Source organism: Nitrosospira sp. NpAV (assembly GCF_000832065.1).
GTDB lineage: Bacteria > Pseudomonadota > Gammaproteobacteria > Burkholderiales > Nitrosomonadaceae > Nitrosospira.
Window position 1 is genome coordinate 114,382 of sequence record NZ_JXQM01000010.1, and the last position, 17,080, is coordinate 131,461.

The 17,080-nt window shown below is 54.5% G+C and carries 12 protein-coding genes; 5 read left to right on the top strand and 7 right to left on the bottom strand.

The features are described 5' to 3' along the window. The 3 genes from SQ11_RS07775 to SQ11_RS07785 form a co-directional block, all read right to left on the bottom strand. The gene (locus SQ11_RS07775) at positions 1–261 is read right to left on the bottom strand and encodes a hypothetical protein (RefSeq protein WP_041513577.1); all 261 of its coding nucleotides are present in this window, start codon (positions 259–261) and stop codon (positions 1–3) included. Positions 262–303: 42 nt separating this feature from the next. Next, a complete protein-coding gene (locus tag SQ11_RS07780; RefSeq protein ID WP_041513578.1) occupies positions 304–6,384 on the bottom strand; it encodes a HAMP domain-containing protein in 6,081 nt (2,026 codons plus the stop codon). Positions 6,385–7,019: 635 nt separating this feature from the next. Beyond that, a complete protein-coding gene (locus tag SQ11_RS07785) occupies positions 7,020–7,298 on the bottom strand; it encodes a hypothetical protein (protein ID WP_041513579.1) in 279 nt (92 codons plus the stop codon). Positions 7,299–7,431: 133 nt separating this feature from the next. Between SQ11_RS07785 and SQ11_RS07790 the strand changes: the two genes are divergently transcribed. The 3 genes from SQ11_RS07790 (at position 7,432) to SQ11_RS07800 (ending at position 11,349) form a co-directional block, all read left to right on the top strand. Beyond that, positions 7,432–8,349, top strand: a complete 918-nt coding sequence (locus SQ11_RS07790) for a family 2A encapsulin nanocompartment shell protein (protein ID WP_041513580.1) — start codon at positions 7,432–7,434, stop codon at positions 8,347–8,349. Beyond that, complete coding sequence (locus SQ11_RS07795; RefSeq protein WP_041513581.1) at positions 8,336–10,216, top strand: family 2A encapsulin nanocompartment cargo protein cysteine desulfurase; 1,881 nt, start codon at positions 8,336–8,338, stop codon at positions 10,214–10,216. The genes SQ11_RS07790 and SQ11_RS07795 overlap by 14 nt, the downstream gene beginning before the upstream one ends. A gap of 188 nt (positions 10,217–10,404) precedes the next feature. Continuing rightward, positions 10,405–11,349: a CysB family HTH-type transcriptional regulator gene (locus SQ11_RS07800; protein WP_041513582.1), complete on the top strand. Its 945-nt coding sequence runs from the start codon at positions 10,405–10,407 to the stop codon at positions 11,347–11,349. Between the two features lie 47 nt (positions 11,350–11,396). Here the strand turns inward: SQ11_RS07800 and SQ11_RS07805 are convergent, their stop codons facing one another. Beyond that, positions 11,397–12,143 (bottom strand): 3-oxoacyl-ACP reductase family protein, encoded by a 747-nt coding sequence (locus tag SQ11_RS07805; RefSeq protein WP_041513583.1) that lies wholly within the window; start codon positions 12,141–12,143, stop codon positions 11,397–11,399. 32 nt (positions 12,144–12,175) lie between these two features. Here SQ11_RS07805 and SQ11_RS17245 point away from each other — a divergent pair, with 32 nt between their 5' ends. After that, entirely contained in the window at positions 12,176–12,319 is a 144-nt protein-coding gene (locus SQ11_RS17245) for a hypothetical protein (RefSeq protein ID WP_156972441.1), read from the top strand. A 177-nt stretch (positions 12,320–12,496) separates the two neighbouring features. Here the strand turns inward: SQ11_RS17245 and SQ11_RS07810 are convergent, their stop codons facing one another. The 3 genes from SQ11_RS07810 to SQ11_RS07820 all read right to left on the bottom strand — a co-directional run bounded on the left by SQ11_RS07810 (position 12,497) and on the right by SQ11_RS07820 (position 15,759). Next, positions 12,497–13,303 (bottom strand): OmpA family protein, encoded by an 807-nt coding sequence (locus SQ11_RS07810; protein WP_041513584.1) that lies wholly within the window; start codon positions 13,301–13,303, stop codon positions 12,497–12,499. A 22-nt stretch (positions 13,304–13,325) separates the two neighbouring features. After that, a complete protein-coding gene (locus SQ11_RS07815) occupies positions 13,326–13,715 on the bottom strand; it encodes a DUF4398 domain-containing protein (protein WP_041513585.1) in 390 nt (129 codons plus the stop codon). 214 nt (positions 13,716–13,929) lie between these two features. After that, positions 13,930–15,759 (bottom strand): ABC transporter ATP-binding protein, encoded by a 1,830-nt coding sequence (locus SQ11_RS07820; RefSeq protein ID WP_041513586.1) that lies wholly within the window; start codon positions 15,757–15,759, stop codon positions 13,930–13,932. 379 nt (positions 15,760–16,138) lie between these two features. On the opposite strand from SQ11_RS07820, the gene SQ11_RS07825 reads away from it, so the two are divergent. Next, complete coding sequence (locus SQ11_RS07825) at positions 16,139–17,080, top strand: zinc dependent phospholipase C family protein (RefSeq protein ID WP_041513587.1); 942 nt, start codon at positions 16,139–16,141, stop codon at positions 17,078–17,080.

A 17,080-nucleotide genomic window follows, 5' to 3' on the forward strand; every position in this document is an offset into this window, starting at 1 on the left:
TCAATCCCACAGCGAGGCGGGAAGGCGCTCCAGGCTCGCAATATAGCGCTCCTCATCGAAGCCCTGTTCCGAACCGAGCACCTCGAACATTTCGCGCGACAGGGCACACCCCACCAAGGTGAACGCTTCTTCAGAGGTATAGCCTGATGCGATCAAACGTTCGCTGGTTCGCCTGACTTGCGGCGGCGAGTTCTCTTGTAACTGGGTAGTAACAATCTCGTGAATCGCCTCACGCACGGATGCAGAATAGTGATCTGTCATAGTGGCTTCCTTATTTAAACCCGCTATACGGAAGGGATCAATTTACCTATATAGCCACACCCGCATTAGCGACAGAAGTTGATCCACATCCACGGGTTTGGAGACATAGTCGGAAGCACCGGCTTCTATGCATTTTTCACGGTCACCTTTCATCGCTTTGGCAGTGAGTGCAATCATGGGCAAGGATTCGAATTTTTTTATCTTGCGGATCTGGCGCATGGTCTCAAAGCCGTCCATTTCCGGCATCATGATGTCCATCAGCACGATATTTACCTCGGGATTCTTTTTCAGTAATTCGATGGCGCTCTTACCGTTCTCGGCAGAGAATACCTCCAGCTTGTTGTGCTCCAGCGCGGCGGTAAGGGCGAAAATGTTGCGCACGTCGTCATCCACCACCAGGACTTTTTTACCAGTCAGACTATCGCTGCCAACGTAAAGCTTCTCCAGCATCTTTCGCCTGTTCTCCGGCAACTTGGCAACCACGCGATGCAGGAACAGTGAGGTCTCATCCAGCAGGCGTTCGGGCGACCGCACTTCCTTCACGATACCCTTAAGTGCCAGGGATTTCAGATGTTCCTGGTCCTTTTTTTGTGGCTCTTCCGCGCCGTACACAATCACCGGCACTTCCCGGGTCAACGCATTGCCCTGGATCATCTCGATCAGTTCGCCCACCCCCATGTCAGGCAAGTTGAGGTCAAGCACTATGCAATCGTAGCGCTTCTTCTTCAGCGCCAACAGCGCCTCCTTGCCGGTCGCCACCGCCTTGATGCGCACGTCATTGTTCCCAATGAGTGCAATGATGTTCTTGCGTTGCGCTTCGTTGCCGTCGGCGATGAGCAGATCCCCTATGCCAAGTTCGGCGAACTTGCGCAAATCGGTCAGCGCCTTCTGCACCGCTTCCAGCGTGGCTGGTTTTACCAGATACTCGTAAGCACCGTAACGAAGGCCACGCGAACGGTTGTCATCTACGGAAATAATCTCGACCGGAATATGGCGTGTGCCTGGATTGCGTTTAAGCTTTTCAAGCAAGACCCAGCCGTCCATGTCGGTCAGGTGCAGATCCAAAGTAATGGCGGTAGGCTTGAATTTTTCAGCGAGTTCGTATCCCTCACCGCCCAATGTAGCGACTACTCCCTTGAAGCCCTTCTCGCGCGCTGCCTGGAGCAGGATATCGGCGAATCTCGCATCATCCTCGATGATGAGCAGAGTGCGTTCGCCGGGTTGGATACTTGCCCGGTCATCCGCGACTTGGGAAGACGGCGGCTTCTTGGCCGCTATCTCTTCAGAAGGGCGGGCGGGTGCCCTCTTCCCAGCTGCCGGTATTGACGATCGAGACGCGGATGGAGCCGCTGATTCCGCCTCATCCGCTCCGCTGAGCGGGATTGGCGCCTCGATAGCAAAGTTCCTGGCGCTGCCACTGGACATGCCATCGCCACTCTGCCCTGGCTCAGGTCCGTGCAGAGGCAGATACATTACGAAGGTGCTGCCCTTGCCATGCTCGCTGAAAGCCAGCTGTAGTTCGCCACCCAGCAGCCGTGCAATCTCGCGTGAGATGGATAGCCCCAGTCCAGTGCCCCCATACTTGCGTGCTGTACCTGCATCGGCCTGTTGAAATGCCTCGAAGATGATCTTCTGTTTGGCTGCCAGCACGCCGATGCCGGTGTCAGTGATATAGAAGCCGATCACCTGTTCGGCCTGATCGAGTGTGGGATGACCAACGCTCCAGCCGGAATCCACCGGAGCGACACGCATTATGACGGTGCCTTTCTCAGTGAACTTGAACGAGTTGGACAGGAGATTCTTCAGCACCTGCTGCAAGCGATTCTCGTCGGTATAGATGCTCCCAGGCAGGTCCGGCGCCAGCTCGATGGCAAAGTCAAGATTGCGGTTGTTGGCGACATGGCGGAAAGTGCGCTCGACCTGATCGCGCACGCGATTGAACAGTACGTCCGCCATGTCCAATGTAACCGTGCCGGACTCGATCTTGGACAGATCCAGAATCTCGTTGATCAGCGTCAGCAGATCTTTTCCCGAACCCTGGATAGTCTTCGCATATTCGACTTGTTTTTCGTTGAGATTGTGCTGCGGATTGTCGGCCAGCTGCTGTGCCAGAATAAGCAGGCTATTCAATGGCGTGCGTAATTCGTGCGACATGTTGGAAAGGAATTCCGACTTATACTTGGAAGTGAGGGTAAGCTGCTCGGCCTTTTCCTCCATCAACATTTTGGCGGTCTCGACCTCACGGTTCTTGCGTTCGACCTCAAGCTTCTGCTCTTCCAGCAGATTCGCCTTTTCCTCCAATTCCTCGTTAGTTTGGCGCAGCTCTTCCTGCTGGCTGCCCAGTTCACTCGCCAAGGATTGTGATTGCTTGAGCAATTCCTCGGTACGCATATTGGCTTCGATGGTGTTGAGCACGATGCCGATGGATTCGCTCAACTGGTCGAGGAAATTCTGATGAATGGCGCTGAATTGGGTGAATGAGGCAATCTCGATCACTGCCTTCACCTTGTTCTCAAAAATGACTGGCAGCACAACAATACTCTGTGGCTTGGCCTCGCCGAGTCCCGAAGTGATCTCGATGTAATCAGGCGGTACGTTGGTCAGCAGGATACGCTGCTTCTCGAAGGCGCACTGGCCGACGATGCCCTCGCCAAGCTTCCATTCATTGGAAAGATTTTTACGTTCCTTAAAGGCGTAGGTGGAAAGAAGCTTGAGTCGGGGGTTTTCCGGCACCGTTTCATCCAGCACATAGAACACGCCATGCTGGCCGTTGATGAGGGGAGCAAGCTCAGAGAGCACCATTTTCGATACAGCGGTGAGGTCGCGTTGACCCTGCAGCAGCCGCGTGAACTTGGCGAGGTTGGTCTTGAGCCAGTCCTGCTCCGAATTCTGCCGCGTGGTCTCGCGCAGATTCCGGATCATCTCGTTGACATTATCCTTGAGATCCGCCACCTCGCCTTTTGCTTCGACGGTAATGTTGCGCGTGAGGTCGCCTTTGGTTACCGCCGTGGCGACGTCGGCGATGGCGCGCACCTGATTGGTGAGGTTGGCCGCCAGTCCATTCACGTTGTCGGTGAGATCTTTCCAGGTACCCGCGGCGCCAGGCACGTTGGCCTGGCCGCCCAGCCTCCCCTCGACTCCCACCTCGCGTGCCACCGAGGTGACTTGGTCGGCGAATAGTGCCAGCGTATCGGTCATGTTATTGATGGTATCGGCCAGCTCAGCGATCTCGCCCTTGGCTTCCACCGTCAACTTCTTCTTCAGGTCGCCATTAGCCACCGCCGTCACCACCTTGGCGATGCCGCGCACCTGGCTGGTGAGGTTGGAGGCCATGAAGTTGACATTGTCGGTGAGGTCTTTCCAGGTACCGGAAACGCCACGTACCGTAGCTTGGCCACCCAGCTTACCATCGGTTCCGACCTCTCGCGCCACCCGGGTAACTTCCGCCGCAAAGCTGTTGAGCTGATCCACCATCGTATTCACGGTATTTTTCAGGTCGAGAATCTCACCCTTCACATCCACCGTGATTTTCTTGCCCAGATCACCATTGGCAACAGCAGTGGTCACCTGCGCGATATTGCGCACCTGCGAGGTAAGGTTGGAAGCCATCATGTTGACCGATTCGGTAAGGTCCTTCCAAGTGCCGGCCACCCCCGTAACATAGGCCTGGCCGCCGAGCTTGCCATCCATGCCGACTTCGCGCGCCACCCTGGTAACTTCCGAAGCGAACGAACGAAGCTGGTCCACCATGGTATTGATGGTTTCTTTCAGTTGCATGAACTCGCCACGCACGTCCACCGTGATCTTTTTGCTAAGATCGCCGTTGGCTACTGCGATGGTCACGTCGGCGATGTTGCGTACCTGGCCGGTGAGGTTGGAAGCCATGCCGTTTACCGATTCGGTGAGATCCTTCCAGGTGCCGGAAACGCCGCGTACCGTAGCCTGTCCGCCCAGTTTGCCCTCGGTGCCCACCTCCCGCGCCACGCGTGTCACCTCCGATGCGAAGCTGGAAAGCTGATCCACCATGATATTGATGGTTTCCTTGAGTTGCAGGATTTCGCCCTTGGCCTCAGCGGTAATCTTCTTGCCGAGGTCCCCATTGGCCACCGCCGTTGTCACATCGGCGATATTGCGCACCTGTGTGGTCAGGTTGGCCGCCATCATGTTGACCGATTCGGTCAAATCCTTCCAGGTGCCCGCCACCCCCGTGACATAGGCTTGGCCGCCAAGCTTGCCATCCATGCCAACCTCGCGCGCCACGCGCGTAACTTCATCAGCAAAGGTTGAAAGCTGGTCCACCATGATGTTGATAGTCGCCTTGAGCTCCAGGATTTCACCCCTCGCATCCACTGTGATCTTCTTGCTTAGGTCGCCCTGAGCCACCGCCGTCGTCACGTCGGCAATATTGCGCACCTGCGAGGTGAGGTTGGACGCCATGCCGTTCACGCTTTCCGTGAGATCTCTCCAAGTGCCAGACACGCCTGCCACCTCCGCCTGCCCACCCAGCTTGCCCTCGGTGCCCACCTCACGCGCCACCCGCGTTACCTCGTCGGCAAAGGTTGAGAGCTGATCGACCATGATGTTGATGGTTTCCTTGAGTTGCAGGATTTCGCCCTTGGCCTCGGCGGTAATCTTCTTGCCGAGGTCCCCATTGGCCACCGCCGTCGTCACCTCAGCAATATTGCGCACCTGTGTGGTCAGGTTGGCCGCCATCATGTTGACCGAGTCGGTCAAGTCCTTCCAGGTGCCGGAAACGCCCTCGACTTGCCCCTGACCACCCAGTATCCCTTCCGTACCCACCTCGCGCGCCACTCGGGTGACTTCCGAAGCGAAGCTGGAAAGCTGGTCCACCATGGTGTTGATGGTGGCTTTCAGTTCCAGGATTTCACCTCTGGCATCCACCGTGATCTTCTTGCTGAGATCGCCCTTGGCCACCGCCGTCGTTACGTCGGCGATATTGCGCACCTGCCAGGTCAGGTTGGAGGCCATCATGTTTACCGATTCGGTAAGGTCCTTCCAGGTGCCACCCACCCCGGTCACCTCAGCCTGGCCGCCCAGCTTGCCTTCCGAGCCGACTTCGCGCGCTACTCGCGTCACCTCGGAAGCGAAGCCGGAGAGTTGATCCACCATGATGTTGATGGTTTCCTTGAGTTGCAGGATTTCGCCCTTGGCCGCAGCGGTAATTGTCTTGGTCAGGTCGCCGCTGGCCACCGCGGTGGTGACGTAGGCGATGTTCCTTACCTGCGTCGTCAGGTTGGAGGCCATGCCGTTGACGCTCTCGGTCAGATCTTTCCAGGTGCCGGAAACGCCCGCCACCTCGGCTTGGCCGCCGAGCTTGCCTTCAGTCCCAACCTCGCGCGCCACGCGTGTCACCTCGGCAGCGAAGGTGGAAAGCTGGTCGACCATGGTATTGACAGTATCCTTGAGTTCCAGAATTTCACCCTTGGCCTCGACCGTAATTTGTTTCGAGAGATCGCCCTTGGCCACGGCGGTGGTCACGTCGGCGATATTTCTCACCTGGGTGGTAAGGTTGGCGGCCATGCCGTTAACTGAATCTGTAAGGTCTTTCCAGGTCCCCGACACATCTGCGACCTCGGCCTGCCCGCCGAGGATGCCGTCGGTGCCGACTTCACGCGCCACCCGCGTTACTTCCGAAGAAAAAGTACCGAGTCGCGCCACCATGGTATTCACGATTTGTGCCGATTTGAGGAACTGGCCTTGCAACTTGAGACCATCGATCTCCATCGACACGCTTCGCGACAGATCGCCCTCGGCCACCGCACCCACGACGCGGATCATCTCATTCATGGGACTGACCAGGTCGTCAGCCAGAGCATTGCTGGATTCCACCAATCTTGCCCAGGATCCCTTCATTGTTGGCAGCACGATACGCTCGCCAACCTTGCCCTGCTTGCCGGCAAGTTGCGCCACACGCTCGAATTCGGCGGTAGTCTCCTGCGCCATATCAATAATATCGTTGAGGGTATCCGCAACTTTTCCGGGCAGCCCAATCAGATCGGTTGGCATGCGCACGGTAAAATCGCCTTTGCGGTATGCATTAAGAACAGCGATGAGCTGTTTCACATCAAGATCGTCGGGTGATGTTTGCCGCAGTGAGGCCATGATTCCTCCTATGTTAATTGCTCAAGTGTCCCGGTAGCGGCTATGTGTCCACAAATATCGTTCACTATCTTTAACTGGGTTATGTTGCCATTTTTAAATGCATTTGCGATGACATGAAATACCAGTGCAGCGCGTCAGCTCTTATAGGCTCAGACTCGCCATGGCATAGGCGTAGGCCCGCTAATAAAATAGGGGCAGGGCATTACATCATGTAATGACATTTACAAATAGCTGTAAAATGTTACAGGGGGTGAACCGATGGGAAGAAATCCCTCTTTTCATAAAGTAAGCCGAGCAACATCAAATCGGAAATTCGCTGTAAATTCCCTTCGGCCTGATCGGTAATAGATGGGGTTTAACCGGTGAGAGCGGGATCCTGTGGCGTTATCGCAGGGTACCGGAGTTCGAGATCAGGTTTCCCCCACCTGCGATTGCCTTGGAGCCGCTGCTTCGAAAGTGACATCATCCTGCTCTGCATACGGTATCTTTCTTTCGGAAATAGAGATGACCCCTGCTATCACGCCAAGACAAGCGGTACAAGCGGGTTAAGGATCAGGTTTCGATTTCGAATTCGTGTGGCTTTAGTTATCCCCCTGGAGTCCCTCTCCCGCAGAGGTTCGCAGCGCATTGTGCACTTAATCCTTCATTTCCTGCTCACGGTGGTTAATTTCCACGTGCTCCTTATCCATAAAAGAGATAAGCAAATGAAATGTTATTGGTTCCCTGTAAAAGGCGGAGCTGATAACTTTAACACTGTGGTTATCTTCTCCTTTTTGTTTCAATTCGTGGCGCCAGCCGTTGGCTGGCGCCCTTTTTTTCTCCAGAGGCCATACAAACCTGAAAACCTGATCCTTTCCACCGATGGATACATCGAATCTTTTTTTCATCCAGAAAAACGATATCAATATCTGCATGGAGAAATTCAAAAATAAAAAATCCATATAATAATTTAATATAAGCTAATTATAATTTGTTATATATAATAGGCCGGCAGCATCCCCTCAATTCACTTCAATATTGCTCAGATACTTAACCAAGGAGAATGAAATGGCGGATATCCACCAAGGACACACAGCACTGGGAGACGTGGCGGCACGCACGCTTGCCAATGCCACTAAAACCGTTCCTCAGCTGCGGCTTATCACCCCGCGCTGGCTTGTTCACCTGCTGCACTGGGTGCCGGTCGAGGCTGGTATTTACCGTGTAAACAAGGTAAAGGACCCCGATAAGATTGCAGTGGATTGTTCCAACAAGGATGAACGTGAACTGCCCAATACTTTCGTGGATTACGAGGAATGGGGGCGGGAATATGTGTTGAGCGCGGTCAATACCGTGGTGGACGTACATACTCGCGTTTCCGATCTCTATAGCAGCCCGCACAACCAGATTCACGAGCAGGTTCGCCTGACCATTGAAATAGTGAAGGAACGCCAGGAAAGGGAGCTGTTGAATAACAAGGAATATGGTTTGCTCAATAATGTAAATGACTTCATGAGAATAAAAACGCGGTCGGGTGCGCCCACTCCGGATGACCTGGACGAACTGATTGCACGCGTCTGGAAAGAGCCCGGTTTCTTTCTGGCACACCCCCAGGCAATCGCCGCATTTGGACGCGAATGTACGCGCCGTGGCGTACCGCCTCCAACCATAACCTTGTTTGGTTCACAATTTCTGACTTGGCGTGGACTCCCGCTCATTCCCTGCGACAAGATTGATGTGGTCAAGGGCAAGACTTCCATCCTGTTGCTGCGCACTGGAGAAAGCCGTCAGGGCGTTGTCGGACTGTACCAGCCCGGTTTGGCTGGCGAACAAGGCATGGGGCTCTCGGTGCGTTTCATGGGCATCAATCATCAAGCCATTGCCTCCTACCTGGTATCTCTGTATTGCTCACTGGCGGTATTGACCGAAGATGCGGTTGGCATACTTGAGAATGTCGATGTAGGCAAATATCATGAGTACAAGTAATCGATCAGGCCTGGGTGAGACTTTGGGCGGTACGTCCGGCAGCCTTCCCGATATCGGGGAATTAACGCGCATGGTGAATGAAATGTTTGCCACTCCGCCAGGCATGGAACGCGCTTCCGCAAGCCCTTCCGATATTTCTTTCGGAACGGGTGCCAGATTTCCCGCCGGGTATTCTCCCAAGTTCCCCTACGAGTTTCCTTATTCAGCCGCCGCCGCGCCACATCCGCGATCCATGGCACCCTCCGAGGCTCCTGCGTCGGCTCCTTATGGAGTTCCAGGTTCGGCCGCAACCACGCCAGACCCGAAATCCGTGCTACCCTCGACGGCGCCTTTGGGGTCTTACTATACTGTTCCCTACTCGGCAGGGGCGGCTCAGGCTCTGAAGATTCCGGCACTTGGCGCAGATCTCCCCTACGCCGATACATTTACCGCATTTTCGCTGCCACCTCCCCCGGAACTGGAGGCCCCATCCGCTTTCCTGCCATCCGGCAAACCGGGCATAAACGCCGCTTCATCAGCTGGTACGGGCGCTTTTCCCATCGGCCAGGCTGGCGGCCCGGCATTTTACTTCCTTGATGAGGCCGTGCCATTTGGCAGTGGCGCCCGTGAGAGGCAAATACCGTCGATTGCATCGACACATCCTGCATTTGATGCCAATGCCGTGCGGCGCGACTTTCCCATCCTAAAGGAACGGGTGCACGGCCGCCCGCTAATCTGGCTGGATAATGCCGCCACCACGCAGAAACCCCAATCTGTCATCGACCGTCTCGCCTATTTCTACCAGCACGAAAACTCCAATATCCACCGCGCAGCGCACGAACTTGCGGCGCGCGCCACCGATGCTTATGAGGAGTCACGCGGGAAGGTACGCCGCTTTCTCAATGCCCCGTCCGCCGATGAAATCATTTTCCTCAGGGGCACGACCGAAGCAATCAATCTTGTTGCGCAGAGCTGGGGCCGGCAAAATGTCAACGAAGGGGACGAAGTCGTCATCACCTGGCTGGAACACCATGCCAATATCGTGCCCTGGCAGCAGCTATGCAACGAAAAGGGTGCGAAACTGCGCGTAGCGCCGGTGGACGACGATGGCCAGATATTGCTCGACGAATATCAGAAGTTGCTTGGTTCGCGTACCAAGCTCGTATCGTTCTCGCACGTCTCCAACGCGCTAGGCACCATCACGCCGGCGCGCCAGATGATTGAAATGGCGCATCGCGTGGGTGCTCGCGTACTGGTGGATGGTGCGCAGTCGGTCTCGCATATGCGGGTGGATGTGCAGCAACTCGATTGCGACTGGTTCGTTTTCTCGGGTCACAAGGTATTCGGTCCCACTGGCATCGGTGCCCTGTTTGGCAAGGCTGAACTGCTCAATACCTCTCCTCCCTGGCAAGGCGGCGGCAATATGATCCAGAATGTCACCTTCGAGAAAACGGCATATAATCCCGCGCCGGCGCGTTTCGAGGCTGGCACGGGCAATATCGCCGACGCGGTGGGACTTGGCGCCGCGATCGACTATGTGGAACGCGTTGGTATCGACAACATAAGCCGCTACGAGCATGACCTGATGACCTATGCAACGCGGGGTCTCAATACCGTCCCTGGTTTGCGGCTTATCGGCACCGCGCCGGACAAGGCGGGAGTATTGTCGTTCGTGCTGAAGGGCTTCGCTACTGAAGAGGTCGGCGAGGCCCTGAACCGGGAAGGTATCGCGGTGCGTGCCGGTCACCACTGCGCGCAGCCTATCCTGCGGCGTTTTGGCTATGAAACCACGGTACGCCCGTCATTGGCGTTGTACAATACCTGTGCGGATGTCGATACACTGGTCACGGCACTACGCCGGCTGCAGGGCGGCCGCTATAATTATTGAAATAGCGGGTATTCAGTGAAGGAGATGAAGCCTGCCTGTGTCGGATGGTATGGGCAGGCCTCCTTTCTCGTACATTCCGAGCATCCAGCACAAAATAAATCCGGATAATCCGTAAGGATGCAAGCAATCGCGCGGGCTCGGAGAACCGTCTAATGGATTATCCGGGATAACATGAATTTATAGACCCCATGAACTTTCAGCAACTACGCATCATCCACGAAACGGTCCGGCAGAACTATAACCTCACTGAAGCGGCAAATGCCTTGTTTACGTCGCAGTCGGGTGTCAGCAAGCACATAAAAGATCTGGAAGATGAATTAGGCATCGAATTGTTCGTGCGCAAGGGCAAACGGCTGCTCGGATTGACTGACCCCGGCAAGGAACTGGTGGAAATCGTCGAGCGCATCCTGCTGGATGCGAAAAACGTCAAACGCCTGGCGGAACAATTCAGCAATAAGGACCAGGGACGGCTGACTATCGCGACTACCCATACACAGGCGCGGTATGCATTGCCTTCCGTGGTGACGCAATTCAAGAAGGCATTTCCCAACGTTCACCTTATCCTGCATCAGTCCAGCCCCGATGAGATTGTATCGATGCTGCTCGATGGCGTCGCGGATATCGGCATCGCCACTGAAGCATTGGAGAGCGTGGTGGAGCTGGCGTCATTTCCCTATTACTCCTGGCATCATGCGGTCATTGTACCGCCCGGTCATCCACTCGAATTGGTACATCCGCTAACGCTTGAAGCGATTGCCGAATTTCCAGTCATTACTTATCATGAAGGTTTCACCGGGCGGTCAGGAATTGACGAGACTTTCGCAAAGGCGGGAATCGTACTCGATATCGCGATGTCGGCCCTGGACGCCGATGTCATCAAAACCTACGTCGAACTCGGATTGGGGGTGGGTCTCGTGGCTTCGATGGCGTTCAACCCGACACGCGATATACGGCTCCACCTGCTCGACAGTTCGCACCTGTTCCAGAAAAATACCACGAATATCTCTATCAGGCGCGGCCACTATCTACGCGGATACGCTTACCGCTTCATCGAGCTTTGCCTGCCATCACTAAGCGAGGCAGCAATCCGTTCCGGCGTCAAACCGGAGGTGGATATGGAACTGGATGACTGAATCCGGATGAGTACGGTAGTTGGTCAGTCAGTGGCTGTTCAGAAGCGCTACGCGGTGAATCCCCCATCGATTGTCAGGCTCGCGCCGGTTATGAAGCCCGCTTCGGGTCCAGCAAGATATGCAACCATCGCGGCAATCTCATCGACCGTACCATAGCGTGGAACAGCCATGACCTTCCGCAGCATCTCGGCAAAATCGCCCTTGGCAGGATTCATGTCGGTGTCGGTAGGTCCGGGCTGAACATTGTTGATGGTGATGCCCCGCAGGCCGAGATCACGCGCCAGCCCTTTGACCAACCCTACCAGCGCAGCCTTGCTCATGGCATACACGGCGCCACCCGCAAATGGCATGCGCTCGGCATTGCAACTGCCAATGTTGATGATGCGCCCACCCGTTTTCATGTGCCGCACGGCGGCCTGCGTGGCGACGAACACGGCCCGCAGATTCACCGCCAACGTACGGTCGAAATCTTCAAGGCGATAGTCATCAATGGGTGCCATCACGGCAATGCCGGCATTGTTCACCAGAATGTCAATACCGCCCAACCCCTCTACCGTCCGCTCCACGGCAGCCACCACCGCCTCGGCATCCGCGCTGTCGGCCTGGATTGCCAATGTCCGCACGCCGAGCGCTTGTGCCGCCTCCAGCGTTTCGTTGGCCTGGTCAGGTTTGCTGACATAGGTCAGCGCAACATCGGCGCCTTCATGCGCGAGACGTTTGACAATGGCGGCACCAATGCCGCGACTACCACCGGTAACCAATGCACGTTTATTCTGAAGCGTAAGGTTCTTCATGAATTTCCCCCCTTCGAGTGATTTGAGGCTGATTGTGTCTGGAGAGTATTCGAACCGGGTATTTCGAGCGCATTGAGAATCCGGTCGACATGAACGGTGTCATGCGTGAAATCAACGACACGCTCAAGGAAGAAGAAGCACGACGACTCTATCGTGCGTTGCATTTACGTCAATGATCCGCTCGTTGGCATTTATAGCGTTTGGGGAGGCTGTTTGCTCCGCATCAGAACTCTCATCCCCGACCGGCTGGTGGTTTGATCGCGCCCAGCCCTGCAGCCTTGGACAATATCGTCCCCCCTATGAAGCCACTTCCTTCCATTTCCTGGCCAGGCCTCACCACCATAAACGAACCTTTAGCGTGATCTGATATTCCCGCTCTCATCAGAAATAACTATCTCCACGCGCCGATTCAATTGCTGGCCCGCATTGCTGTCATTGCTAGCCACCGGAAAATTTTTTCCATAACCGCGCGTAGTAATGCGGTCCCCACTGATCCCCATACCCAGCAGTGTATCGCGTACCGCATTAGCGCGCCGTTCGGAAAGATCCTGATTGTAGCTGTCGCTCCCTCTGCTATCAGTAAATCCTTCGATAAAAATCTTGCGCTGCGGATTCTGTTTAAGAGCGTCAGAGAGTTTCTGCACGATGTGAACGCCACCCGATTTGAGCTGCGCCTGGTTCGTATCGAAAAGTACATCCCCTAGGGTGACGACCAAGCCACGATCGGTCTGCTGTGCATTCAATTCATTGAGTTGTGATTGGAGTTGCGCGGCACGCATTTTCGCATTTCGCGCTTCTTCTGTTCTGGCATCAAGCTGGATTTTAGCGCTTTCCGCGTCGGAATGAGTTATGGCTGCCTCGGCACCCTTCCCCCTGGCAGTTTCCTGTGCGATCGCCACCCGACGTTGCGCCACATAGGCCAAGTGATTCACGGTGGCAGGATCTTCTTTTCGGGTCCAAGCGGCATTGGCCTTATCCAACGCTTCACCCGCCTCCTTCAGTTCCAGAGCGGCCAGATTGACGACCTGCGGATTACTCTGCGCATCGCGGTAGCTGCTGCGGGCATCCTCCAGGGAAGTATTTCTGTCTGGCATCATGCTACAGCCTGCCAGCATCGCCATTAAAATAAACGGGGCAGGTAAGAATTGATTTTTTTTCATGGGAGAATCTCCTCGGAATGGATCACTCTGTCTTGCGATTTATCTCGTCACGTAATGTGCGGTTGCTTTCCTTCAAGGCGTCTTCTGCCCTCTGGGCCTTGCCCGCGCGAGTTTTGGCGGTAGCGAGTTGCGCGTCTGTTTGCGCTTTCTCACTCAATTGTTTAGCTTTTTTGTAATCATGTGCTATCGAAGCTTTTTCCGCGGCATCCAAATTTTCCTGTGCGGCTTTCAATTCCACTGGAGAAAATTCGGGCGCACCCGCACTTATCGCGTCCGCGACGGCAGTTCTAGCGACTGCAAGCTGCGATGCCACTTCTCTCTTTTCCGTACCCGCGCACGCCGCTGCGAATAGAACGGCAAAAGCGGCTAGGCCCATCGTTCGATACCACTTGTGCCTGAAAATATCTTTCATGGTTATCCCCCAACGAATCAGGTTGAATTGAATAGAACCGTCCGGAGGATAAGGTTATCCATGAAAACCATCTCAGTCTGTCTGATAGCGCACCTTCGTATGTTAGGAGCATTACCTGTCTGTCCCTTACGAAGGACCGGCCATTGCTCTCTTTGACGAAAAGAGCTGAAATCCATTTTGTACGCCAACCTTCAATGAAATATCCGTGTGAATCCTATAGATCCTCCCCTAGGAACCCGCCACTCTGGTGACTCCACAGCCGTGCATAGAGATCACCGGCTGCTATAAGACTTTGGTGATTACCTTCTTCCACGATGCGGCCTTTATCGATCACCACCAGACGATCCATTGCCGCAATGGTTGATAGCCGGTGGGCAATGGCTATTACGGTCTTTCCTTCCATCAATCGGTACAAGCTTGACTGAATGGCGGATTCCACCTCTGAGTCCAACGCGCTGGTGGCTTCATCAAGCAAAAGTATCGGGGCGTCTTTCAGCATTACGCGCGCTATGGCAATCCGCTGGCGCTGACCACCGGAGAGCTTTATCCCGCGTTCTCCGACATGGGCGTCGTAGCCTTTACGCCCCGCGGGATCGATGAGACCCATAATGAAATCATGTGCTTCGGCCCGTTTCGCGGCAGTAATCATATCCGCATCAGTGGCATCCGGCCGGCCATACAAGAGATTGTCCCGCACCGATCGATGCATGAGCGACGTATCCTGGGTAACCATGCCAATGTTGGCGCGCAGGCTGAGCTGGGTAACATGTTTGATATCCTGCCCGTCAATCAATATATGTCCCTGCTCAACGTCATAAAATCTGAGCAGCAGGTTTACGAGGGTGGATTTGCCCGCGCCCGAACGTCCAACCAGTCCGATCTTTTCACCCGGTCGGATATGCAGCGAAAAGTGATCTATTACCGGAGTGCTCCCACCGTAGCAAAAAACGACATCCGTAAACTTGATATCGGCACTATTAATCCGCAGAGGTTTTGCATCGGGATGGTCGGTCACCAGATGTGCCCGCGATAGCGTATTGATGCCGTCCCGTACCGTGCCTACCTGTTCCAGCAGCGAGGCCATTTCCCACATGACCCAATGAGACATGCCGTTAAGTCTTAGCGTCATCGCACCAACGACAGCGACGGCGCCGACACCTATTTGCCCCTCTGTCCACAACCATAAAGCAACTCCAACGGCGCTGATGATAAGACTCGCTCCCATGACCTGATTCACCGTTTCAAAACCGGTGATCAAGCGCATTTGTCCATGCACTGTTTTCAGAAACTCCTGCATGGCCGACCTTGCGTAACCTGCTTCCCTGCCGGCGTGGGAGAAGAGCTTGACGGTGGCAATATTGGTGTAGGCGTCGCTGATGCGTCCCGTCATGAGCGCCCGCGCGTCGGCCTGCAACTGGGAAACCCGGCTCATGCGCGGGACGAAGTATCGCAATACAAAAATGTAGAGCACCAGCCATCCCGTGAAGGGTATCAGCATCCAGATATTGAAATTGCCCACTACGGCAACCAGCGTCAAAAAATAAATCGTCACATAAACAAGTATGTCTCCCAGAATAAAACAGACATCACGTAATGCAAGCGCCGTTTGCATGACCTTGGCCGCCACCCGGCCGGCAAACTCGTCCTGATAAAAATTCATACTCTGATTGAGCATCAGCCGGTGAAAATTCCAGCGCAGCCGCATCGGAAAATTTCCTCCCAGCACCTGATGCTTGACGAGGTTTTGCAATCCCACCAATGCCGGACTTGCCACCAGTATCCCGGCAAACAGCAAAAGCGTATGCTGCTCCTGCTGCCATAAAAGAGAAGGCGGTATCTGGCTCAACCAGTCGACAACCTTTCCCAGTATGGCAAATAACAATGCCTCAAATGCACCTATGCTCGCGGTAAGCAGGGTCATCGCAACGAGATACCGCCGTATCCCGTTGGTGGCCTCCCATACAAAAGCTAAGAAGCCCTTAGGTGGAATCCTGTCCGTGGTATCAGGATAGGGATAAATCACTTTCTCAAAAAAATTTAACATTTGAAGCCTTGATCATTAAAGCTGAACGTGATGCTTGGTCGACTGCCAAGCCACCCAAATATAGTAATTCAGATGATTTTGGTGCAATATCCACCTGCACGTGCTATTTGATATGATGAGTGGAAGGATGACGCTGAAGGGTATGGGCCACGACTATGGAGCCACTTGCCGGTTATCTAAAAAGTATCAAAAGCATCGACTAAAGGGACCGCACCTACCGAGGGAATACGCCGACTTCCGCTCGAATCCTGAACATAATGTTGGGCTGGTCAAGACATTCTTGCGCAAAAGCACGCAAGATACAAGGAAGACAGGAACTGCGCAGGCCGGATAACCAGCAGCTAAGAACACTGCCAATGAATAAAATCGTGGAACTATAATGCCGGGCGCCTATGCACACCTCACCCTGGTCAATCTGATCAGAGAACCGGCCAGGCTCGAAAGCCACGGATTCACATCCGAGGCAATCGTTTCCGTATTGGATTACTTTCGCTTTTGCGAACTTGGTGCGGTCAGTCCGGATTACCCATACCTGGATATCGCCCATCCCGATGCCTGTCACTGGGCGGATCGAATGCACTATCAAAAAACCGGCGACATGGTCAAAGCGGGAATCGACCTGGTTAGAAAGCTGAACGGCGCATCACGGCAAAAAACGTTCTCCTGGCTGCTTGGATATACCAGCCATGTGGTAGCCGATGTAACCATTCATCCTGTCGTCGAACTAAAGGTAGGCGAATACCAGAAGAACAAGGGGAAGCACAGAATATGTGAAATGCATCAGGATGCCTATATTTTTCAGCGCTTGAACATCGGTGAAATAGGCTTGGCCGAACATCTGGATTCGGGAATCTGGGGATGCTGCGATACACCTGGCAGCGGAAAACTCGACCCGGCGATTGCAAGCACCTGGCGGAGCATGCTTCAGACCTGCTACTCCAGTCCATATCAAACCCATCCTCCCATCATCGATAACTGGCATGGCTCGTTCAAGTTCATTGTCGACAAAGCGGAAGAAGGTAATAAGCTCCCTCCCTTTGCGCGCCATGTCGCCGCCAACATCGGCTTGACCTATCCGGCTATTGCCGATCTCGACAAGCAATACCTGGAGGGCTTGGCGACGCCACTGGGCATGATGAATTATGACCAGATATTCGACCGGGCTATAGAAAATGTACTTGCCGCCTGGTCGCACATTGCCGCGGCCGTTTTCAAAAACAACGACGCCTACCAGACGGCGGCGGTCAACTGGAATCTGGATACGGGCAAGGATGACAACGGCGGCTATGTCTACTGGAAAGACAAAGAAGGTAAGGCATGA

What these genes read in the sequence shown, in the direction of transcription:
- SQ11_RS07800 (WP_041513582.1), top strand. Translation starts at nt 10,405, where the DNA reads ATGAACTTTCAGCAACTACGCATCATCCACGAAACGGTCCGGCAGAAC.
- SQ11_RS07790 (WP_041513580.1), top strand. Translation starts at nt 7,432, where the DNA reads ATGGCGGATATCCACCAAGGACACACAGCACTGGGAGACGTGGCGGCA.
- SQ11_RS07780 (WP_041513578.1), bottom strand. Translation starts at nt 6,384, where the DNA reads ATGGCCTCACTGCGGCAAACATCACCCGACGATCTTGATGTGAAACAG.
- SQ11_RS07820 (WP_041513586.1), bottom strand. Translation starts at nt 15,759, where the DNA reads ATGTTAAATTTTTTTGAGAAAGTGATTTATCCCTATCCTGATACCACG.
- SQ11_RS07805 (WP_041513583.1), bottom strand. Translation starts at nt 12,143, where the DNA reads ATGAAGAACCTTACGCTTCAGAATAAACGTGCATTGGTTACCGGTGGT.
- SQ11_RS07810 (WP_041513584.1), bottom strand. Translation starts at nt 13,303, where the DNA reads ATGAAAAAAAATCAATTCTTACCTGCCCCGTTTATTTTAATGGCGATG.
- SQ11_RS07785 (WP_041513579.1), bottom strand. Translation starts at nt 7,298, where the DNA reads ATGCAGATATTGATATCGTTTTTCTGGATGAAAAAAAGATTCGATGTA.
- SQ11_RS07795 (WP_041513581.1), top strand. Translation starts at nt 8,336, where the DNA reads ATGAGTACAAGTAATCGATCAGGCCTGGGTGAGACTTTGGGCGGTACG.
- SQ11_RS07775 (WP_041513577.1), bottom strand. Translation starts at nt 261, where the DNA reads ATGACAGATCACTATTCTGCATCCGTGCGTGAGGCGATTCACGAGATT.
- SQ11_RS07815 (WP_041513585.1), bottom strand. Translation starts at nt 13,715, where the DNA reads ATGAAAGATATTTTCAGGCACAAGTGGTATCGAACGATGGGCCTAGCC.
- SQ11_RS07825 (WP_041513587.1), top strand. Translation starts at nt 16,139, where the DNA reads ATGCCGGGCGCCTATGCACACCTCACCCTGGTCAATCTGATCAGAGAA.